The 14,807-nt window shown below is 43.1% G+C and carries 17 protein-coding genes and 1 riboswitch; of the genes, 4 read left to right on the top strand and 13 right to left on the bottom strand.

Features of this window, described 5'->3' with window-relative positions:
* Positions 1-78 precede the first annotated feature (78 nt).
* From KNP98_RS10480 to KNP98_RS10470, 3 genes are all read right to left on the bottom strand, one after another.
* The gene (locus KNP98_RS10480; RefSeq protein ID WP_088836360.1) at positions 79-438 is read right to left on the bottom strand and encodes a hypothetical protein; all 360 of its coding nucleotides are present in this window, start codon (positions 436-438) and stop codon (positions 79-81) included.
* Between the two features lie 175 nt (positions 439-613).
* Entirely contained in the window at positions 614-1,066 is a 453-nt protein-coding gene (locus KNP98_RS10475) for a GNAT family N-acetyltransferase (RefSeq protein WP_088836359.1), read from the bottom strand.
* A 25-nt stretch (positions 1,067-1,091) separates the two neighbouring features.
* Positions 1,092-1,607 (bottom strand): GNAT family N-acetyltransferase, encoded by a 516-nt coding sequence (locus tag KNP98_RS10470; protein ID WP_088836358.1) that lies wholly within the window; start codon positions 1,605-1,607, stop codon positions 1,092-1,094.
* Positions 1,608-1,906: 299 nt separating this feature from the next.
* Between KNP98_RS10470 and murB the strand changes: the two genes are divergently transcribed.
* Positions 1,907-2,818 (top strand): UDP-N-acetylmuramate dehydrogenase, encoded by a 912-nt coding sequence (murB, locus tag KNP98_RS10465; protein WP_088836357.1) that lies wholly within the window; start codon positions 1,907-1,909, stop codon positions 2,816-2,818.
* 84 nt (positions 2,819-2,902) lie between these two features.
* Here murB and KNP98_RS10460 read toward each other — a convergent pair whose 3' ends face one another.
* A complete protein-coding gene (locus tag KNP98_RS10460; protein ID WP_088836356.1) occupies positions 2,903-4,126 on the bottom strand; it encodes an aminopeptidase in 1,224 nt (407 codons plus the stop codon).
* 98 nt (positions 4,127-4,224) lie between these two features.
* On the opposite strand from KNP98_RS10460, the gene KNP98_RS10455 reads away from it, so the two are divergent.
* Positions 4,225-4,644 carry a DUF1232 domain-containing protein gene (locus KNP98_RS10455; RefSeq protein WP_029332678.1) on the top strand — a complete coding sequence of 140 codons (420 nt, stop codon included), beginning with the start codon at positions 4,225-4,227 and terminating at the stop codon, positions 4,642-4,644.
* Between the two features lie 49 nt (positions 4,645-4,693).
* On the opposite strand, the gene KNP98_RS10450 is transcribed toward KNP98_RS10455, so the two are convergent.
* Positions 4,694-5,530 (bottom strand): formate/nitrite transporter family protein, encoded by an 837-nt coding sequence (locus KNP98_RS10450; protein ID WP_088836355.1) that lies wholly within the window; start codon positions 5,528-5,530, stop codon positions 4,694-4,696.
* A gap of 189 nt (positions 5,531-5,719) precedes the next feature.
* Positions 5,720-6,331 (bottom strand): hypothetical protein, encoded by a 612-nt coding sequence (locus KNP98_RS10445; protein ID WP_157898461.1) that lies wholly within the window; start codon positions 6,329-6,331, stop codon positions 5,720-5,722.
* Between the two features lie 132 nt (positions 6,332-6,463).
* On the opposite strand from KNP98_RS10445, the gene KNP98_RS10440 reads away from it, so the two are divergent.
* On the top strand, positions 6,464-7,333 hold the full coding sequence (locus KNP98_RS10440; protein ID WP_088836353.1) for a YitT family protein: 870 nt from the start codon (positions 6,464-6,466) through the stop codon (positions 7,331-7,333).
* Between the two features lie 240 nt (positions 7,334-7,573).
* Positions 7,574-8,182 (top strand): CHASE3 domain-containing protein, encoded by a 609-nt coding sequence (locus KNP98_RS10435; RefSeq protein WP_088836352.1) that lies wholly within the window; start codon positions 7,574-7,576, stop codon positions 8,180-8,182.
* An 89-nt stretch (positions 8,183-8,271) separates the two neighbouring features.
* On the opposite strand, the gene KNP98_RS10430 is transcribed toward KNP98_RS10435, so the two are convergent.
* The 7 genes from KNP98_RS10430 to KNP98_RS10400 form a co-directional block, all read right to left on the bottom strand.
* Positions 8,272-8,637: an ArsR/SmtB family transcription factor gene (locus KNP98_RS10430; RefSeq protein ID WP_088836351.1), complete on the bottom strand. Its 366-nt coding sequence runs from the start codon at positions 8,635-8,637 to the stop codon at positions 8,272-8,274.
* An 86-nt stretch (positions 8,638-8,723) separates the two neighbouring features.
* A complete protein-coding gene (locus tag KNP98_RS10425; protein WP_088836350.1) occupies positions 8,724-9,161 on the bottom strand; it encodes a hypothetical protein in 438 nt (145 codons plus the stop codon).
* A gap of 20 nt (positions 9,162-9,181) precedes the next feature.
* Positions 9,182-9,820, bottom strand: a complete 639-nt coding sequence (thiE, locus tag KNP98_RS10420) for a thiamine phosphate synthase (protein ID WP_088836349.1) — start codon at positions 9,818-9,820, stop codon at positions 9,182-9,184.
* A complete protein-coding gene (gene thiM, locus KNP98_RS10415; protein ID WP_214811401.1) occupies positions 9,810-10,580 on the bottom strand; it encodes a hydroxyethylthiazole kinase in 771 nt (256 codons plus the stop codon). The genes thiE and thiM overlap by 11 nt, the downstream gene beginning before the upstream one ends.
* Positions 10,561-11,370 (bottom strand): bifunctional hydroxymethylpyrimidine kinase/phosphomethylpyrimidine kinase, encoded by an 810-nt coding sequence (gene thiD / locus KNP98_RS10410; RefSeq protein WP_088836347.1) that lies wholly within the window; start codon positions 11,368-11,370, stop codon positions 10,561-10,563. Before thiD ends, thiM begins: the two co-directional genes overlap by 20 nt.
* Before the next feature lie 116 nt (positions 11,371-11,486).
* A riboswitch (TPP riboswitch) is annotated at positions 11,487-11,597 on the bottom strand.
* Between the two features lie 61 nt (positions 11,598-11,658).
* Complete coding sequence (locus tag KNP98_RS10405) at positions 11,659-12,933, bottom strand: murein hydrolase activator EnvC family protein (protein WP_088836346.1); 1,275 nt, start codon at positions 12,931-12,933, stop codon at positions 11,659-11,661.
* A gap of 203 nt (positions 12,934-13,136) precedes the next feature.
* Complete coding sequence (locus tag KNP98_RS10400; RefSeq protein WP_088836345.1) at positions 13,137-14,588, bottom strand: murein hydrolase activator EnvC family protein; 1,452 nt, start codon at positions 14,586-14,588, stop codon at positions 13,137-13,139.
* Positions 14,589-14,807 lie beyond the last annotated feature (219 nt).

The raw sequence follows: 14,807 nt of genomic DNA, 5'->3' as shown, positions 1-14,807 counted from the left end.
GTACGCAATATTATCTTTTCTTGAAAGCCAAAAAAATCCTGATGCCTTCCTCACAATAAGGAAATCCACCAGGATCTATCAATTCTCGCCTACTTTTAAAGGCATCGATCGAAAAATCTCATCTTGCTTTCCGACTTTTTCGACACTCGTTCCAATTGAACCGCTATATTCAATTGTCTGTTCCGGCTGAATGAACTCATAAGTAATGGCCGGTTCTCCACGCAATCGAACCTGGATTACCTGTCGATGTTGCAGGGAAAACGAGGCCTTCACTTCTAAAAATGATGCTTCACTGATTCCATGATGTTTTTCAAGCATCGTCTTTAACTGCTTTTCTGAGTTCTGTTGGCTGCTTTGAAGCTCTGCGTAAGAAATTCCGACCGCAAAAGATAAAAGTCCAATCAGACTTAACGCGAGAATGACCAGTACTTTTTTCATAGACTGATTCACCTCCGAATGAAATTCGTTCTGCTCTCATCATCGGTTCACTCCGCTATTTTTTGAAGTATTTCTCGAAAATAAGCGTTTCCTCATGTCTACAACCATTGGGACGACAAGGGAGAGACGTCTTCCCAACCTAGATGAGAACTTTAGTTGCTAGGTAAAGGAACATTCAATACTCTTCTTTAAGCGATAAATGCATATCAAGGTGTGGAATTCCATCCTCCAGATACACATCAGATGTCTCTTCAAACCCAAACGATGCATAAAACTTTTTTAGATGGGCCTGGGCCTGCAAATAAATCCCTGTTTCTTCTTGTGTCCGGATGTGTTCGATTGCTTCATTCATCAAGCGACGTGCAATACCGTGCGACCGAAAATCAGCGTGGACGGCGACACGACCAATCGCTACAGCACCTGATTGATTTTTAGGGAGTACTCGAAGGCAACCGATTAACTGCTGATCTGCATAGGCAAGTGCATGAATCGCCTCCTGATCACGATTATCGAGCTCTGAATAGGCACATTCCTGCTCAACGACAAAAATATCAGTTCTTAATTTTAATAACTGATAAAGCGTCAAGGCACCAAGCTGATTAAACCGAATAAATTCTGTATGATACATGAATTACACTCCTCTGCTTTAATGTTCAGCCTCTAAATAGACGGGTTAGTCTGCATGAATAGACGACGACGGGTATCCCTTTAAAGACCGTTTCTTTTTCCCAACCCAATCCGTTGGCGCGAGCCACCTTTTGAGAAGAATGATTTTCTGGATGAATGATTGAAATCAGACGATCGTTTCCACGTTCAAATGCCTCACGCATCAGACGTTTCGCTGCTTCACGCCCGTATCCGACTTTCCAGTGCTTCGGCTTTAACCAATATCCGACTTCAAGTTCTTCTACTCCGTCGACTTCTTGTAGGATGAGTCCTGCAAAACCGATTGGTTCCTCATCCTCTTTTTTTTCAATCAGCAAAAACCCCGTCTGACGATCATCTTCATACCGCTCGAATTGTTGGTCGAACCATAAACGGGCCTCCGTCTCATCCAATGAAACACCACCGTTAATATACTGCATCACCAATTCATTTTGAACGAGTTCTTTATAAAAGTCGAAATCTTCCTGAGAAAAAGGTCGCATTCTCAAACGTTCGCTCTCCATATCGATTCCCCTCCTAATTTTCCGAACATCCTTCTATATACGTATTTATAATTCCCCCTTTTCTAACCGATTCATACCCTAAATCCTTATTTTGTCTTGTTCACCTTTCGAAATTCGGAATTCCAGATATATATTTTCATTACTAAGCGATGACAGTTTTCGGATAAACCTTGCATTTTTCGTGTCAACTCTGTATTTTGGGAACTATGTGCTAAACATCAATTACGTAATTAGTGTAAAATATATTTTGAGCGTACTTTCGCTGAATGGAATTCATAAAAAAAGGACTGAGAACTTATATGACTGAACAGTTGTTGACTGGGCTTTACGAGGGATTAAACGAAGACTCTGTATTAGTGAATGAACCGTTAAAATATCATACGTATACGAAAATGGGAGGAATTGCCGACCTTTTCATCATTCCTTCTTCTTACGAAGAAACAGCTTTTGCTGTTCGCTATGCTTATGAGAACGATCTCCCATTGACATTACTCGGTAATGGATCGAACCTCGTCGTACGTGATGGCGGGATTCGTGGCATCGTCTTATCATTTGAAAAATTAACGGATATTTCGGTCGAAGAACATGAGCTCGTCGCACAAAGCGGCGCGGCCATCATCCAAGCCTCACGCGTCGCTTATGATCATGCATTGAGTGGTCTCGAGTTTGCCTGTGGAATCCCCGGCACAGTCGGTGGTGCTCTTATCATGAATGCTGGTGCGTATGGAGGGGAAGTCAAAGATTGTCTTCAGAGCGCGACGGTTTTAACACGCCAAGGTGAGCTGTTAAACATCACACGCGACGAACTCGAACTTGGATACCGGACAAGCTGTTTCGCTAAAAAAGAATATATCATTCTCGAAGGACGTTTTTCTTTGACGGAGGGGGATCCTGTTCTCATCAAGGAAGTCATGGACGATTTGACGAATAAGCGTGAAACGAAGCAACCCCTCGAATACCCTTCTTGCGGCAGTGTCTTTAAGCGCCCTGAAGGATATTTCGCCGGAAAGTTAATCCAGGACAGCGGACTTCAAGGGACACGAATTGGTGGAGCGGAAGTCTCACAAAAACATGCCGGTTTCATCGTCAATATCGAAAATGCAACGGCGACTGATTACATTTCGCTTATTCACCACGTTCAAGAAACGGTGCAGGATAAATTCGGGATTCTCCTCGAGACCGAAGTAAAAATCATCGGTGAAGAACTTTAATACGAATACTTTCCTTAAACACAAAAAAGTAACAGGAACGGATACCCGTTCCTGTTACTTTTTTAGCCTCCATTCGGCTCATCCTTAAATTGACCAGTTGCCGTTACGCATTAACGCTTCGCGTGTACCGTCTGCTAATTCGCCATCGATTGCCATATCTGCTGAGCCAATCATGAAATCAACATGCGTCATCGAATCATTCGCCCCTTGCTCGGCTAATTCTTCATTCGATAAACTTGGTCCATTCTCAAGGCACGTCGAGTAGGCACGACCAATCGCGAGGTGACATGAGGCATTCTCATCGAACAACGTATTATAGAACAAGATGCCCGAGTCAGAGATTGGTGAATGGTGCGGCACGAGAGCTACTTCTCCGAGATAACGTGCTCCTTCGTCGAGCGAAATCAACTCATCTAATGCCGCTTGACCCTGTTTCGCTTCTGCTTTGACGATTTTCCCATCTTCAAACCAAAGCGTAAAGCCATCAATCAAGTTTCCGCTGTAGCTGAGTGGCTTCGTACTCGAGACATGACCGTTGACTCCTGTCTTCTTCGGTAACGTAAAGACCTCCTCCGTCGGAAGGTTCGCGATGAAATCAACACCGTCCGCATTCGGTCCACCACCACCGAGCCATACATGACGCTCTGGTAACTCGATCGATAATTCCGTCCCTGGTGCCGAGTAATGAAGTGTTTTATATTTTTTCTCCGTCAAGAATGTCGCTTTCGTACGGAGATTATGATCATGTTTCTCCCATTCAGCGACTGGATCTGCTTGATCGACACGAGTTGCCTTTAAAATCGCTTCCCATAGCTCTTCTACAGCGTTTTCCGAGTCCGGGAATACCTTAGCCGCCCAAGCATCTGAAGGTGCAGCAACGACACACCAGCTTACATTGTCGCTCATGACGAATTTACGCCAATTGGCTAGTGCAACTCCTGCTGCTTTATTCGCGCGCGCGATACGACTCGACTCGACTCCGTTTAAAAGATCTGGATCTTCACTGACGACAGATAAGAAGGCTGTCTTTTCATCAGCTAATTGATCGAACCGTGCTTTTAACCACTCTGGAAATGCGTCAAACGAATCTTCCGGTGCATCGAAATAACGGATTTTCGTCATTTCATCATCTGACCATTGCACGTAAACGTTCGATGCGCCTACTTCGTAAGCAACACGTGTAATTTCACGAACAAGTGGTGCATTTTCGATGCCAGCACGAATTTCTAGTTGCTGACCGGATTGCAAATTGATTCCTGTACGTACAGCGAGTGCTGCATACTTTTTGAGTTGTTCTTGAGTCGGCATTATGTAATCCCCTTTCGTCTCTTACTCTTATTTTCACGAAAGAGTTGCAATTTTGCAAGAAATAAGGTGAAACTAGGTGTAGAGAAGGAGTGTTGAACATGGAATTCGTACCAGGAGATTTTAAATCCGCTTACACATATTTCCACCGTCAGGCATTGGCGTTAGTCGGAGATCACAAAGCACAGGAAGATTTATTGATTCGAGGAGAAGTTGGCTTAGCACATTTAACAAAAGATATCGCTTCAGAAGAAGGGTCTGATATCGAACGTGAAGCAGAACTCGTGCTGTATTTCCAACTTAAACAGTTACTTGAGATGTTACGTGCCCTTTATCAAAAACGTTTTTCGATGAAGGAAGAACAAGAACAATTATTATTGACGGCTGTGCTCTATTTTACTTCCCCAGTTGATGCACTACCTGACGAAAATGTTCTCGGTCTGTTCGATGATGCTCAAATCGTCGAATCGATCTATGAAGAACTCGCAGCAGATGTCGATCGCTTCCAACATCTCGAATAAAGAAAAAGGTAAGGGAGGCGGGAAAACCCGTCGCTACCTTACCTTTTCTTTATGCTTTTTTTTTCGTCGCGATGTTGATTGTCGCAGCTTGTTGTTTTGATTGATCCACTTCTAGCTTTTCTTTATTCAACCACGTGTAAACCATTCCCATGAAGAGTGCTCCACCGATGATGTTACCGAAGAGAGCAGGAATTAAGTTATGGATTGCTCCGGCAAATGAAATCGCCTCTGGGTGAGGTACGACAAGCGCGATTGAGAACAATGCCATATTGGCAATGACATGGTCAAAACCTGATGCGAAGAAGACAGCAACTAAAACCATCATCATCATGATTTGTGCCAATTCATTTTTCATGTTTTTCGGAATGAAAATCGCTAAACAAACCATCCAGTTACAGAAGATTGCTCGCGTAAAAATTTCCCATGTCGAGTGATGGATTTTCGATTCAGAGACAGCGAACAACCAGTTGTTTGCGCCTAACTCTTGAATGATTCCAGTTTGCGAAAAGAGTAACGCGAAGGCAAGTCCTCCGAGACCATTACCAATCAAACAAATCGTCCATACTTTAAACGTATCCATTTTTGTAGTGTATCCACGCATCGTCGCCGTAGTAAAATACATCGTATTTCCTGTAAACAGTTCTGCACCGCCGTAGACAATTAAGACAAGCGCAACACCAAAAGTTAATCCACCGACGAGCGTCATCGCAGCCGATTCATTTAGATAAAGTCCGTTGATTGCTTTGAGTGTAAATATGATAGCAAAACCGATGAATACCCCAGCAAGCATGGCACGAACTAAATATTCGAGTGGACGCATTTGTAGCATTTTAGTTGATTTAACCGCTTTATTTCTTAGCCCTTCTAATGCTTCTACTTCATTCATTGTAGAAACCTCGCTTTCTTCTTGTTCAACACTTCACAATGTTTGTTCACTTATTATCATACTTCCATCTTATAAGATGTTCAACCCCTGCCTACCCCTTATTTAAGGTTTTTACGAAAGAATGACATGTAAACGATACCATTGTGTCAAGTTTGTGAAAAAAGCTTTTTCTTGCTAGATACAACTACTTTACGGGTATATTTTGAGTTGTGAACGGAAGTATTCTAGAAAGGATTTTCGTCTTGATTCAACTAATACATAGTCGTCAATAACTACACGATTAAAGCGGTTAGTGGACGTCGAAGCTCGCTCAATATCGCGTGGTGTATACCCTTCAAAATCATTACGCGTGATTTTAATTTGAAGGATTGATACAGGATCCGTATATTGAATTTCAACTGTCATTACATTAGGAATCGCTAAAAAAAGAGCCAGCGTATGGTGCATGACGAGTTGCGAAAATCGACTTTTGATAAAAGAGGGTGTAGACGGATCAATCCATTCATGATTTGTCCCGACCCATTCTTTTCTGGATTTACCCGTCACTTCATAACGTAAGGAGACGGTAGTCCCTTCAATCTTTACTTGTTTAAGTGCGTCTGAAAATGGAAATCGTTCAATAAATCCTGTCATTGCATTTGTATTTGTAACCGATGTTCCGACATATCTGGTGACCAGTGCTCCATCACGCCACTTATTGTCAGGGGATTCCCTCGAGTAATGCAACATAAAAACGGAACCTGCGCTTAATCCAATGAGCGCACAGCATAAAAATAAAAGGATTTTTTTCAATTCACTCAATTCCTTTCGACCCGCGTCACATTTTTTTTACGATATTTTTCAGTTGAGGGGTTGAATTTAATGCTATATAGGCGTACTCTTGCAGGCAGATACTTTACAAAGGAGGAGCATGAGGATTTCTCATCAATCACAATGAAGACTAAACAAACGAGCAAGAAAAAACGAACAGAAAAAATCAGTTTCCTTTTAATCGGTACACTTCTTTACTCCCTTTATATCAGCCTTTTATTATCTCCAAATGACATTGGATCTGGCGGCATCATGGGAATCACACTTATTTTCCAAGAGTTGTTCAATACGCCTATCGGACTGACCCAACTTGTCTTGAATATCCCGCTTTTCTTACTTGGTTTTCGCTTCTTAAGAAAACGATTCATGCTACTTTCAGGAATTATCGTCCTTATTTCTTCATTTTTAATTGATTGGATTCCAACACAAGTGGTTCCTGAGTCATTAAACGATCCTCTCGTCGCCTCCATTTTTGCAGGGTTAGTTTCCGGACTCGCAATGGCATTAATCTTCTTTGGCGGCGCTTCGACAGGTGGACTCGACATCCTCGGAAAGTTCTTTTATGCCCGCTTTCATAACTGGCCGCTCCCGCGTATTTTTTTAATGCAGGATTTAGTGATCTATATCTTAGTTTGGCTAGTCTTCGACTTAAAACATGTTATGTATGCATTAATTATGAGCTTCGTTCGCGCCAAGGCGTTGCAAACGGTCTATAGTTTTTACTCTGCTTCTAAACAATGTATTATCATTTGTGAAAAAGCAGATGAAATCAACGACGTCATCACAAAAGAACTTGGTCGTGGTGTCACGATTCTCGATGCGCGCGGTGGCTATTCCAACCGGACAAAGAAGATGGTTTATGTCGTCGTACAGAATAATGAAATCGTTCGTCTTCAGGAAATTGTTTCTTCTGTCGAACCTAATGCCTTCGTCACCTTCTCTGAGATTCATACCGTCTTCGGAAATTACAAAGAACATTCCTACTCTTTTTAAATGAACCGCACACGATGAAACGACACCCCCTGTCATGAGGTGGGTTGTTTTTTGTAAACGAAGGCTGACCCATCATATACGTCTACGTTTGGTATCGCTTCAGGTTTCATCTCAAAATATAAAACGATTGGATCCCCGTAACCAAAAGATGTTCCCCTAAAAAATAGATAACTCTTCACTTTTTGGGAATTAGTGGTTAAGCTAATGACATTACCAGTTAGCTTACGAAGGAATGATTGCATGAATAAACTTTGGCGCTACCGCATCTCTCTCATTCTTTTAGTCAGTTTGTTCGCTTCGATTCCTCTCATCTATGCCTTGACAGGTTATCGTACCATTTCAAAAATGACAGAAGAGATGCACGCCCATAACATCCCGATGATTAAACAGGTCGACCAACTCGTCGAATACAATCGGGATCGGGCAAATGCCGTTCGCGGCCTATTGCTCTATGAAGACGACCGCTACATTGAACAATACTACTTCTGCACGACCAAAATTCATGATTTACGCCGTGTGCTCAATGCTTCGAACGAAACACCTGTACCGATTAAAGATTTATTGGTCCGTAACAATGCATGGGAAAAAGAAATCGAAACCGTTTTCAGCCTTTATGAAACAAACGGTTCACAGGCAGCTACCGCTTTAGCGAAACAATCGACGCAGACCACGCAGACCATTCTTGAAGATCTTGCTCAAGTTAAAGATCAATTGTATACCGAATTAGATCAAGAACTCGAAAATACGGCGCTCGTGACAGCATCCTATAAACGGATGTGCTTTAGTCTATCCATTTTAGCCTTTCTACTCATCAGTGTGACCATCACGTTCTTCCATCGAATCAAATAATCTGTTGTTTCATACGATTAGCTTCGTGAAAAAGCTAAAAAACGCACCGCAGTTCTTTATCGGACTGCGGTGCGTTTTTTATATTTTTCTCAAGAAGAAGCCTTTCCTTCATTCACATGCTCCATTGCCAAATGAACTAACGACGAGACATGATGGTCATCAAGTGAATAATAGACAACTTTTCCTTCTTTACGATATTTGACGAGACCTTGTTTCAATAACGTTCTTAAGTGATGCGAAGCCGTCGCAATCGAACAATCAACTGATGCCGATACGTCACAAACACAAAGTTCTCGCTCGACCGTCAATGCATAAGCGATTCGTAGACGCGTTGCGTCCGATAACACTTTAAACAATTTCCCAATCTCAAGCGTCGGGATTTTCTCAACGGCATGACCAATTTCAGTAGCACGTTTTTTATCGATCGCAATCGTCTCACAGCGTGGTGCCTCCACTGTCTTCACCTCTCCTCCAAACTATTGCACCATCCTAAAACAACAAATGCAAGTAAGATGACTACGATGATTCGCGAGGTGAAGATTCATTTCCGATGTTTTTTTTGGATTGTACGAAAAACTGCCCATCCCCCTAATCGATTCCCGATATCCCAAACGATTCGATTAGTATCGACAGCCCGTACACCGATATCGATGATACTTGTATTTCGCAATCGCTCCTTATATCGATTCGATAGGAAGCGTGGTAACGGTACTTGTAACATCACTCGATAAAATAAATCGAGGTGTGTATGGCCCCAGATTTCCGTAGCGATGGATGCCGTTTTAATCAACAGCGGCCGTTTATATCGTTGTTGGTGTTTGTTTTTTAACAAAACCGCCAATTCAAATGCATAACGATTCGGATAGGGAAACAATTTCCAACCTAAATGATACTTTCCACGGTTGTCGATTCGAATGATTTGTGGTTCGATTCGATACCGAATCCAGCCTCCCCGAAAGCGAATGACTTGCCATTTCACGTACATCACCTCTTCAGTGATTATACCCGGTCTGATACTATTTGACGCGCAGTCTGAACCGCCTCTTTGAACTCTCGTGCCGCACGTTCAATATCTGGTGCTGCGAATAAGGCAGAGACGACGGCATATCCTTCAAGCATCTCGAATAAGTCGGGCACCACATGATGTGTGATTCCACCAATCCCGACGAGAGGAAGGGAAACAGCCCGGCGAATCGCCCGGAGTGTTTCGTTTGTCATCTGACTCGCATCGTCTTTTGTCGCCGTTGGATAGAGCGACCCTACGCCAAGATAAGTTGCCCCGTCTTGCTCTGCTTCGATTGCCTGTTCAACGGTGGAAACAGAAACCCCAATCGTGGCTTCCGGTAACAGCTTACGTGCTTCCTTCAAAGGGATGTCCTCTTGCCCGATATGCAGACCTGCACCGACGATTTGTGCGATATCAATCCGGTCATTGATGATGAGTGGGACGCCGTAACGAGACATCATTTTCTTCAAGTCACTCGCTTGTTCGAGAAATTCTTTCCCTTGCGCCTGCTTTTCACGAAGCTGGACCATCGTCGCGCCACCTTTTATTGCTGCTTCGACCGCATCAATCAAGGCAACGTCCGGGTGAAAGCGCCGATCTGTTACCGCATAAACCGTGTAATCATTCTCCACTGGTCAATACCCCTTTCAAACTTTCTTCTGTAGTCAAGCTGATTGCGTTGAACAACCCCATCCGGAAATCACCAAGTCCCGCTGCTTCATCTGCGACTTCACCCGCTTTTCCCATTAAATACGTCCCATAGGTCGCTGCTTCGAATGCATCATACCCTGCTCCAAGTAGGGTTCCGATGAGCGATGCCGTCATGCAACCTGTCCCTGTAATGTGTCCGAGTCGTGGCGTTCCTACGGTTAGTTTTACTTGTCGCTTGCCGTCTGTAATGAAATCAACCGGTCCCGTTACGACGAGAGTCGTCCCGAGCCGTCCAGCAAACTCATGGACGACTTGAAAATCTAATGTCTCTCCGGAAGCGACATCGACTCCTTTTGAACGTCCGACTTGACCGATGAACGTCTTGATTTCAGAGACGTTCCCCTTAATGACCGTAAAATGAATTGCTTCGAGTAACTCTTTCGTGAATTGTGTCCGAAGTGTCGTCGCCCCCATTCCGACTGGATCTAAAATAATCGGTTTCTTCAATCGGTTAGCCGTTTGACCTGCCAACAATTGCGACGCTCGTGAAGCTGCGTTCAATGTCCCGATATTGATAACGACAGCATCTGCATGTCCAACCATTTCCTCGACTTCTAGGATATCTTCCGCCATGACAGGTGAACCCCCGAGCGCAAGGGTCATATTGGCACACTCATTAATCGTGACCGCATTCGTTAAATGATGAATTAATGGTTTTTTATCATGAATGGTTGTAAGCATCCGTTTCCCTCCAAATGTCATAAAAGTGATGTGTCGGTCCGATTCCGTTCCCTAAGGCAAATCCATGCCGGATTGCTTCAGTTACGTACCGTTTAGCATAAATCACGCTATCCTTCAGGGAATCTCCCAGCGCAAGACGTGCCGCAATCGCGGAAGACAATGTACATCCAGTACCATGTGTATGCTGGCGTTTTAATCGTGCCTCCTGAAACAGATGATGCCTCCCTTCCGTGTATAAAATATCCGAGGCATCCGTACTTTCAAGATGACCGCCTTTTAACAGGATAGCGATGTCTCGTTTTTGTGCGAATTCCGTCGTCGCCAGCTTCATTTCATCAATTGTCGAAATCGCTTGCCCTAACATGCGTTCCATTTCCGGAATATTCGGGGTCGTCAAGGTTGCAAGCGGCATCAAATGCTCCATTAATGCTTGTTCAGCATATTTCCTTAACAGCGCATGCCCCCCTTTTGCGACCATCACGGGGTCTAAGACGACTGGTCCCTGATAATGTTTCAAACATTTGGCAATGACTTGAATCGTTTTTTCATTCGAGACCATCCCAATTTTAACGGCATCTACACGAATATCGCTAAAAATCGAGTTCAACTGGGCTTCGACAAGCGTTGGTGATACATCTTCAACTGCTTGTACGCCTAACGTATTTTGCGCTGTGATAGCAGTAATTACACTCATACCGTAAACCCCAAGAGCAGAAAAAGTTTTTAAGTCGGCTTGAATTCCAGCTCCACCACTAGAGTCTGATCCAGCAATCGTCAGTACATGTTTCATCGATAGACCTCACTTTCTATGAGAGCACAAGGAGAAAGCGGAACGAAAAAAAGCGCCGTCCGCTGTAAAAAAGCAGACGACGCCATGAAAAACCAACGAGTGTGGTCACTTATTCATGTCTTCAATCTCAACTTTCCTACGCTGGTATTATCCAGATCAGGTGATAGGGTCGAAAACAGAATGGTTTTCCTCTCAGCCAGATTCCTCCAGCTCCCCTAGTTGCTCATGATTTAAATTTCTCTTTCACTGTAGCATAGCGCCATAAAAAAAACGAGCCGAAGCTCGTTTTTATAAGTATGCTAATGGATTAACTGTGTTAGCTGGTCCTGTCGCACTGTATTGGTAACCACCAATATGCAATTCAAAATGAAGATGTGCGCCCGTCGAGTTTCCCGTATTTCCGAGCGTACCGATTTGTTGCCCTTGCGAGACCGTTTGTCCAGCATGAACTGATAATGAATTCATATGCGCGTAAACTGTTGTATACACTTTCCCATTCAAGAAATGTGAAATCATCACGTGATTTCCGTACGGTCCACCGCTTCCTGCTGTGATGACCGTTCCTGAAGCTGCTGCGACGATTGATGATCCGACTGACCCTCTAAAGTCGACACCATTATGGAAAGTATACCCATTCGCACCACTCGCTGGTCCGAATCCTTGTGAAACACTTCCTGACGCAGGGCGAACGAACTGCGCCGAACCACTCGGAACACTAGCGACTGGCGTAGCACTTACGACCTTCTTAGACGTCCCGGCGTTGTTTTTTTCCGCCGCCTCCGCCGCCTTTTCCGCTGCCGCTTTTTCAGCTGCTGCCTTTTCCGCTGCTGCTTTAGCTGCTGCCTTTGCTGCCGCAATCGCACGTTCTTGCGCTTCTAATGTCGCTTGAAGTTCTTTCGCATTCAGAAGTTTTGTCGTAAATTTTGTTTTACCTTGACGTAATTTTTTTAAGGTTGCACTACGTGCTTTCATTTGCTGTTTGAGTTCCTTTTTTTGAACCAAAAGGGCTTCTTTTTCTTTCACTCGCTCTTCCTTTTTATCCACAAGCGTCGCTTTAGCATCAGCTAATTTTTTTTGCGTTTCAAGGTAAGCAGAAATCATCTTGTCATCTTGTTCAGCAATTTTTTTCCCTGCCATCACACGACTAAAGAGATCGCCAAGATCTTTCGAACCAAAAATGACTTCTTCCCATTTAATCGAATTCCCATCATTTTCTTGAAGCACACGAAGGCGGTCTCCTAACAGCTCTTCCTGGCGTTTTAACATTTCTTCATAATGGATAATGTCTGCCTCAAGCTCTTCAATTCGTTCATTCAACTGACGAATCTGTTTATTTTTTTCTGAGACACGAAAAATATTTTCATTGATTGCTGCATCAATCGCATTGATTTGACGTTGCTCTTTTGAAATTTTAGATTCTTGTTTTTTGATTGATTTTTCTAGTTTACGTTGTTCAGCTGCATTATCTGCTTTCTTTTCTTTGATTGTAGCCGCTTGAGTGATTGGGGTGTTCGTCAATAATAACGTCCCTAATAGTACGGTAGAAAATAACTTTTTTAGCATATGTGAGTTCCTCGCTTATGTATGAATTCGATTTTTGAAGTCCTGTTCCGTAGTGAAACTATCTGAAATTGATTATAGCACCGTAATAGTTTCAGAAAAATTTCATTTACATTTCAAATGAAAACGTTATTTTGTAATATAACAACTAATTATTCAAACTGTATAAAAAAGAACCTCTACAATGTAGAGGTTCTTTTACGATTTTATAACATTGACATAGGATTAACACTATTTGCAGGGCCTGTTCCGCTGTAGATATACCCACCGACATGAATTTCGAAGTGTAGGTGTGGTCCAGTCGAGTTACCCGTGCTACCAAGTGCACCGATTTGTTGTCCCTGGCTGACACGTTGTCCTGCACGCGCATTCAATGAACTCATGTGCGCGTAAACCGTCGTATACGTTTTTCCGTTCAATTGGTGAGCAATCATGATGTGATTTCCGTAAGGACCACTACTAGAAGCCGTAATGACAGTTCCTGTTGCTGCTGCGACAATTGGTGTTCCAACCGGTGCACCAAAGTCGATTCCATTATGGAATCCATACCCATTTTCACCACTTGCTGAGCCGTATCCTTGTGTAGTCGCACCACTTGTCGGATGAATGAACAATGCTGAAGATGCAGCTGGAGCCGGAGCTGGATTCGGTGCTACTGGTGCTGGTTTTGGTGTTACAGGCGCTGGTGTCGGCGTTGATTGTTTTGTTGAATTCGTTGTTGCTTTTTGACGCGCTGCTTGTTTTGCAGCTTGCTCGGCTGCCGCTTTTTCTGCTGCAGCTTGCTCAACTGCTGCCTTTTCTGCCGCTGCCTGATCGGCTGCTGCTTGTGCTGCTTGAGCTTCAGCACGGGCTTTTGCTTCTCGTGCTTCTTGTGCTTTGCGCTCTTTTTCAATCCGTGCTTCACGTTCACGTGCCGCTTTTTCTGCCGCGATTGCTTTTTCTTGCGCAATCAAGATTTGTTGAACTTCTTTCGCGTCCATCAACTGTGTCTCAAATTTCTTTTTTTGCTTCTTAAGTTCTTTAATGCGTTTGTTTCGTTCACTGATTTGTTGTTCGAGCTCTGCCTGTTGACGCTTTAATTCTTTTTTCTCTGTCACAAGCTTTGCTTTTTTATCTTTAAGTTCTGCTTGGGCATTCGCTAATTTCTTTTGCGTGTTCTGGTAATCCGTAATCATCTTATCATCTTGTTGTGAGATGGATTTCCCCGCTAGCACACGGCTGACGAGATCTCCGACATCTTTCGAACCAAAGATGACTTCTTCCCATTTAATCGAATTACCATCATTTTCTTGCATGACACGTAAACGATCGCCGAGCAATTCTTCTTGACGTTTCAGCTTGGCTTTATATTTTTCGATTTGCTTACCAAGTTCGACGATTTCAGCTTCTGTCGCCTTGATTTGACGATCTTTTGCTTCGACGGCAAACATTTTTTCATTCAATGCTTCGTCTAAACGATTCACTTCTTGTTGTGTCTTCGAAATTTTCTCACCTTCGTGATTCACAGAAGACTCAAGATTTTTTTGTGTATTTTGGTTTTCTTGTTGCTTTTGTTCGTTTTTAGCTTTTTGTTCACTTAAATCATCTGCTGATGCAAAATAAGGAGTTGATGAAAGGACAAGTGCGGAAACGATGAGCGACGTAAACGTTTTTTTCATGTAGTATTCCCTCTTTTTCTCTATAATTTTATTGTAGTCAAAAGTATGCTTTATTTAAATTTCATTTTAATGTTTAAATTTTATAAGAACGTTTTTGATTATAGCATTCATTTTGCCTCTATTATATTTCAGTGAGATTTCATTTTGTATAAGTTTATTGGTTAATTATGTAATACGATGAAGCTCCTTTAGTGAAAATACCTGCGCGTTGCACCTTGA

This window comes from Exiguobacterium sp. s127 (assembly GCF_018618695.1).
Lineage (GTDB): Bacteria > Bacillota > Bacilli > Exiguobacteriales > Exiguobacteriaceae > Exiguobacterium_A > Exiguobacterium_A oxidotolerans.
The sequence above is the reverse complement of the archived record's forward strand: the minus strand, read 5'-3'. Positions and strand labels throughout refer to the sequence as shown.

Bases quoted from the DNA above. Each gene is read 5' to 3' on its own strand.
- KNP98_RS10440 (WP_088836353.1), top strand. From the start codon at position 6,464: ATGAAGACTAAACAAACGAGCAAGAAAAAACGAACAGAAAAAATCAGT.
- KNP98_RS10450 (WP_088836355.1), bottom strand. From the start codon at position 5,530: ATGAATGAAGTAGAAGCATTAGAAGGGCTAAGAAATAAAGCGGTTAAA.
- KNP98_RS10455 (WP_029332678.1), top strand. From the start codon at position 4,225: ATGGAATTCGTACCAGGAGATTTTAAATCCGCTTACACATATTTCCAC.
- KNP98_RS10400 (WP_088836345.1), bottom strand. From the start codon at position 14,588: ATGAAAAAAACGTTTACGTCGCTCATCGTTTCCGCACTTGTCCTTTCA.
- KNP98_RS10405 (WP_088836346.1), bottom strand. From the start codon at position 12,933: ATGCTAAAAAAGTTATTTTCTACCGTACTATTAGGGACGTTATTATTG.
- murB (WP_088836357.1), top strand. From the start codon at position 1,907: ATGACTGAACAGTTGTTGACTGGGCTTTACGAGGGATTAAACGAAGAC.
- KNP98_RS10475 (WP_088836359.1), bottom strand. From the start codon at position 1,066: ATGTATCATACAGAATTTATTCGGTTTAATCAGCTTGGTGCCTTGACG.
- thiM (WP_214811401.1), bottom strand. From the start codon at position 10,580: ATGCTTACAACCATTCATGATAAAAAACCATTAATTCATCATTTAACG.
- KNP98_RS10480 (WP_088836360.1), bottom strand. From the start codon at position 438: ATGAAAAAAGTACTGGTCATTCTCGCGTTAAGTCTGATTGGACTTTTA.
- thiD (WP_088836347.1), bottom strand. From the start codon at position 11,370: ATGAAACATGTACTGACGATTGCTGGATCAGACTCTAGTGGTGGAGCT.
- KNP98_RS10435 (WP_088836352.1), top strand. From the start codon at position 7,574: ATGAATAAACTTTGGCGCTACCGCATCTCTCTCATTCTTTTAGTCAGT.
- KNP98_RS10460 (WP_088836356.1), bottom strand. From the start codon at position 4,126: ATGCCGACTCAAGAACAACTCAAAAAGTATGCAGCACTCGCTGTACGT.
- KNP98_RS10470 (WP_088836358.1), bottom strand. From the start codon at position 1,607: ATGGAGAGCGAACGTTTGAGAATGCGACCTTTTTCTCAGGAAGATTTC.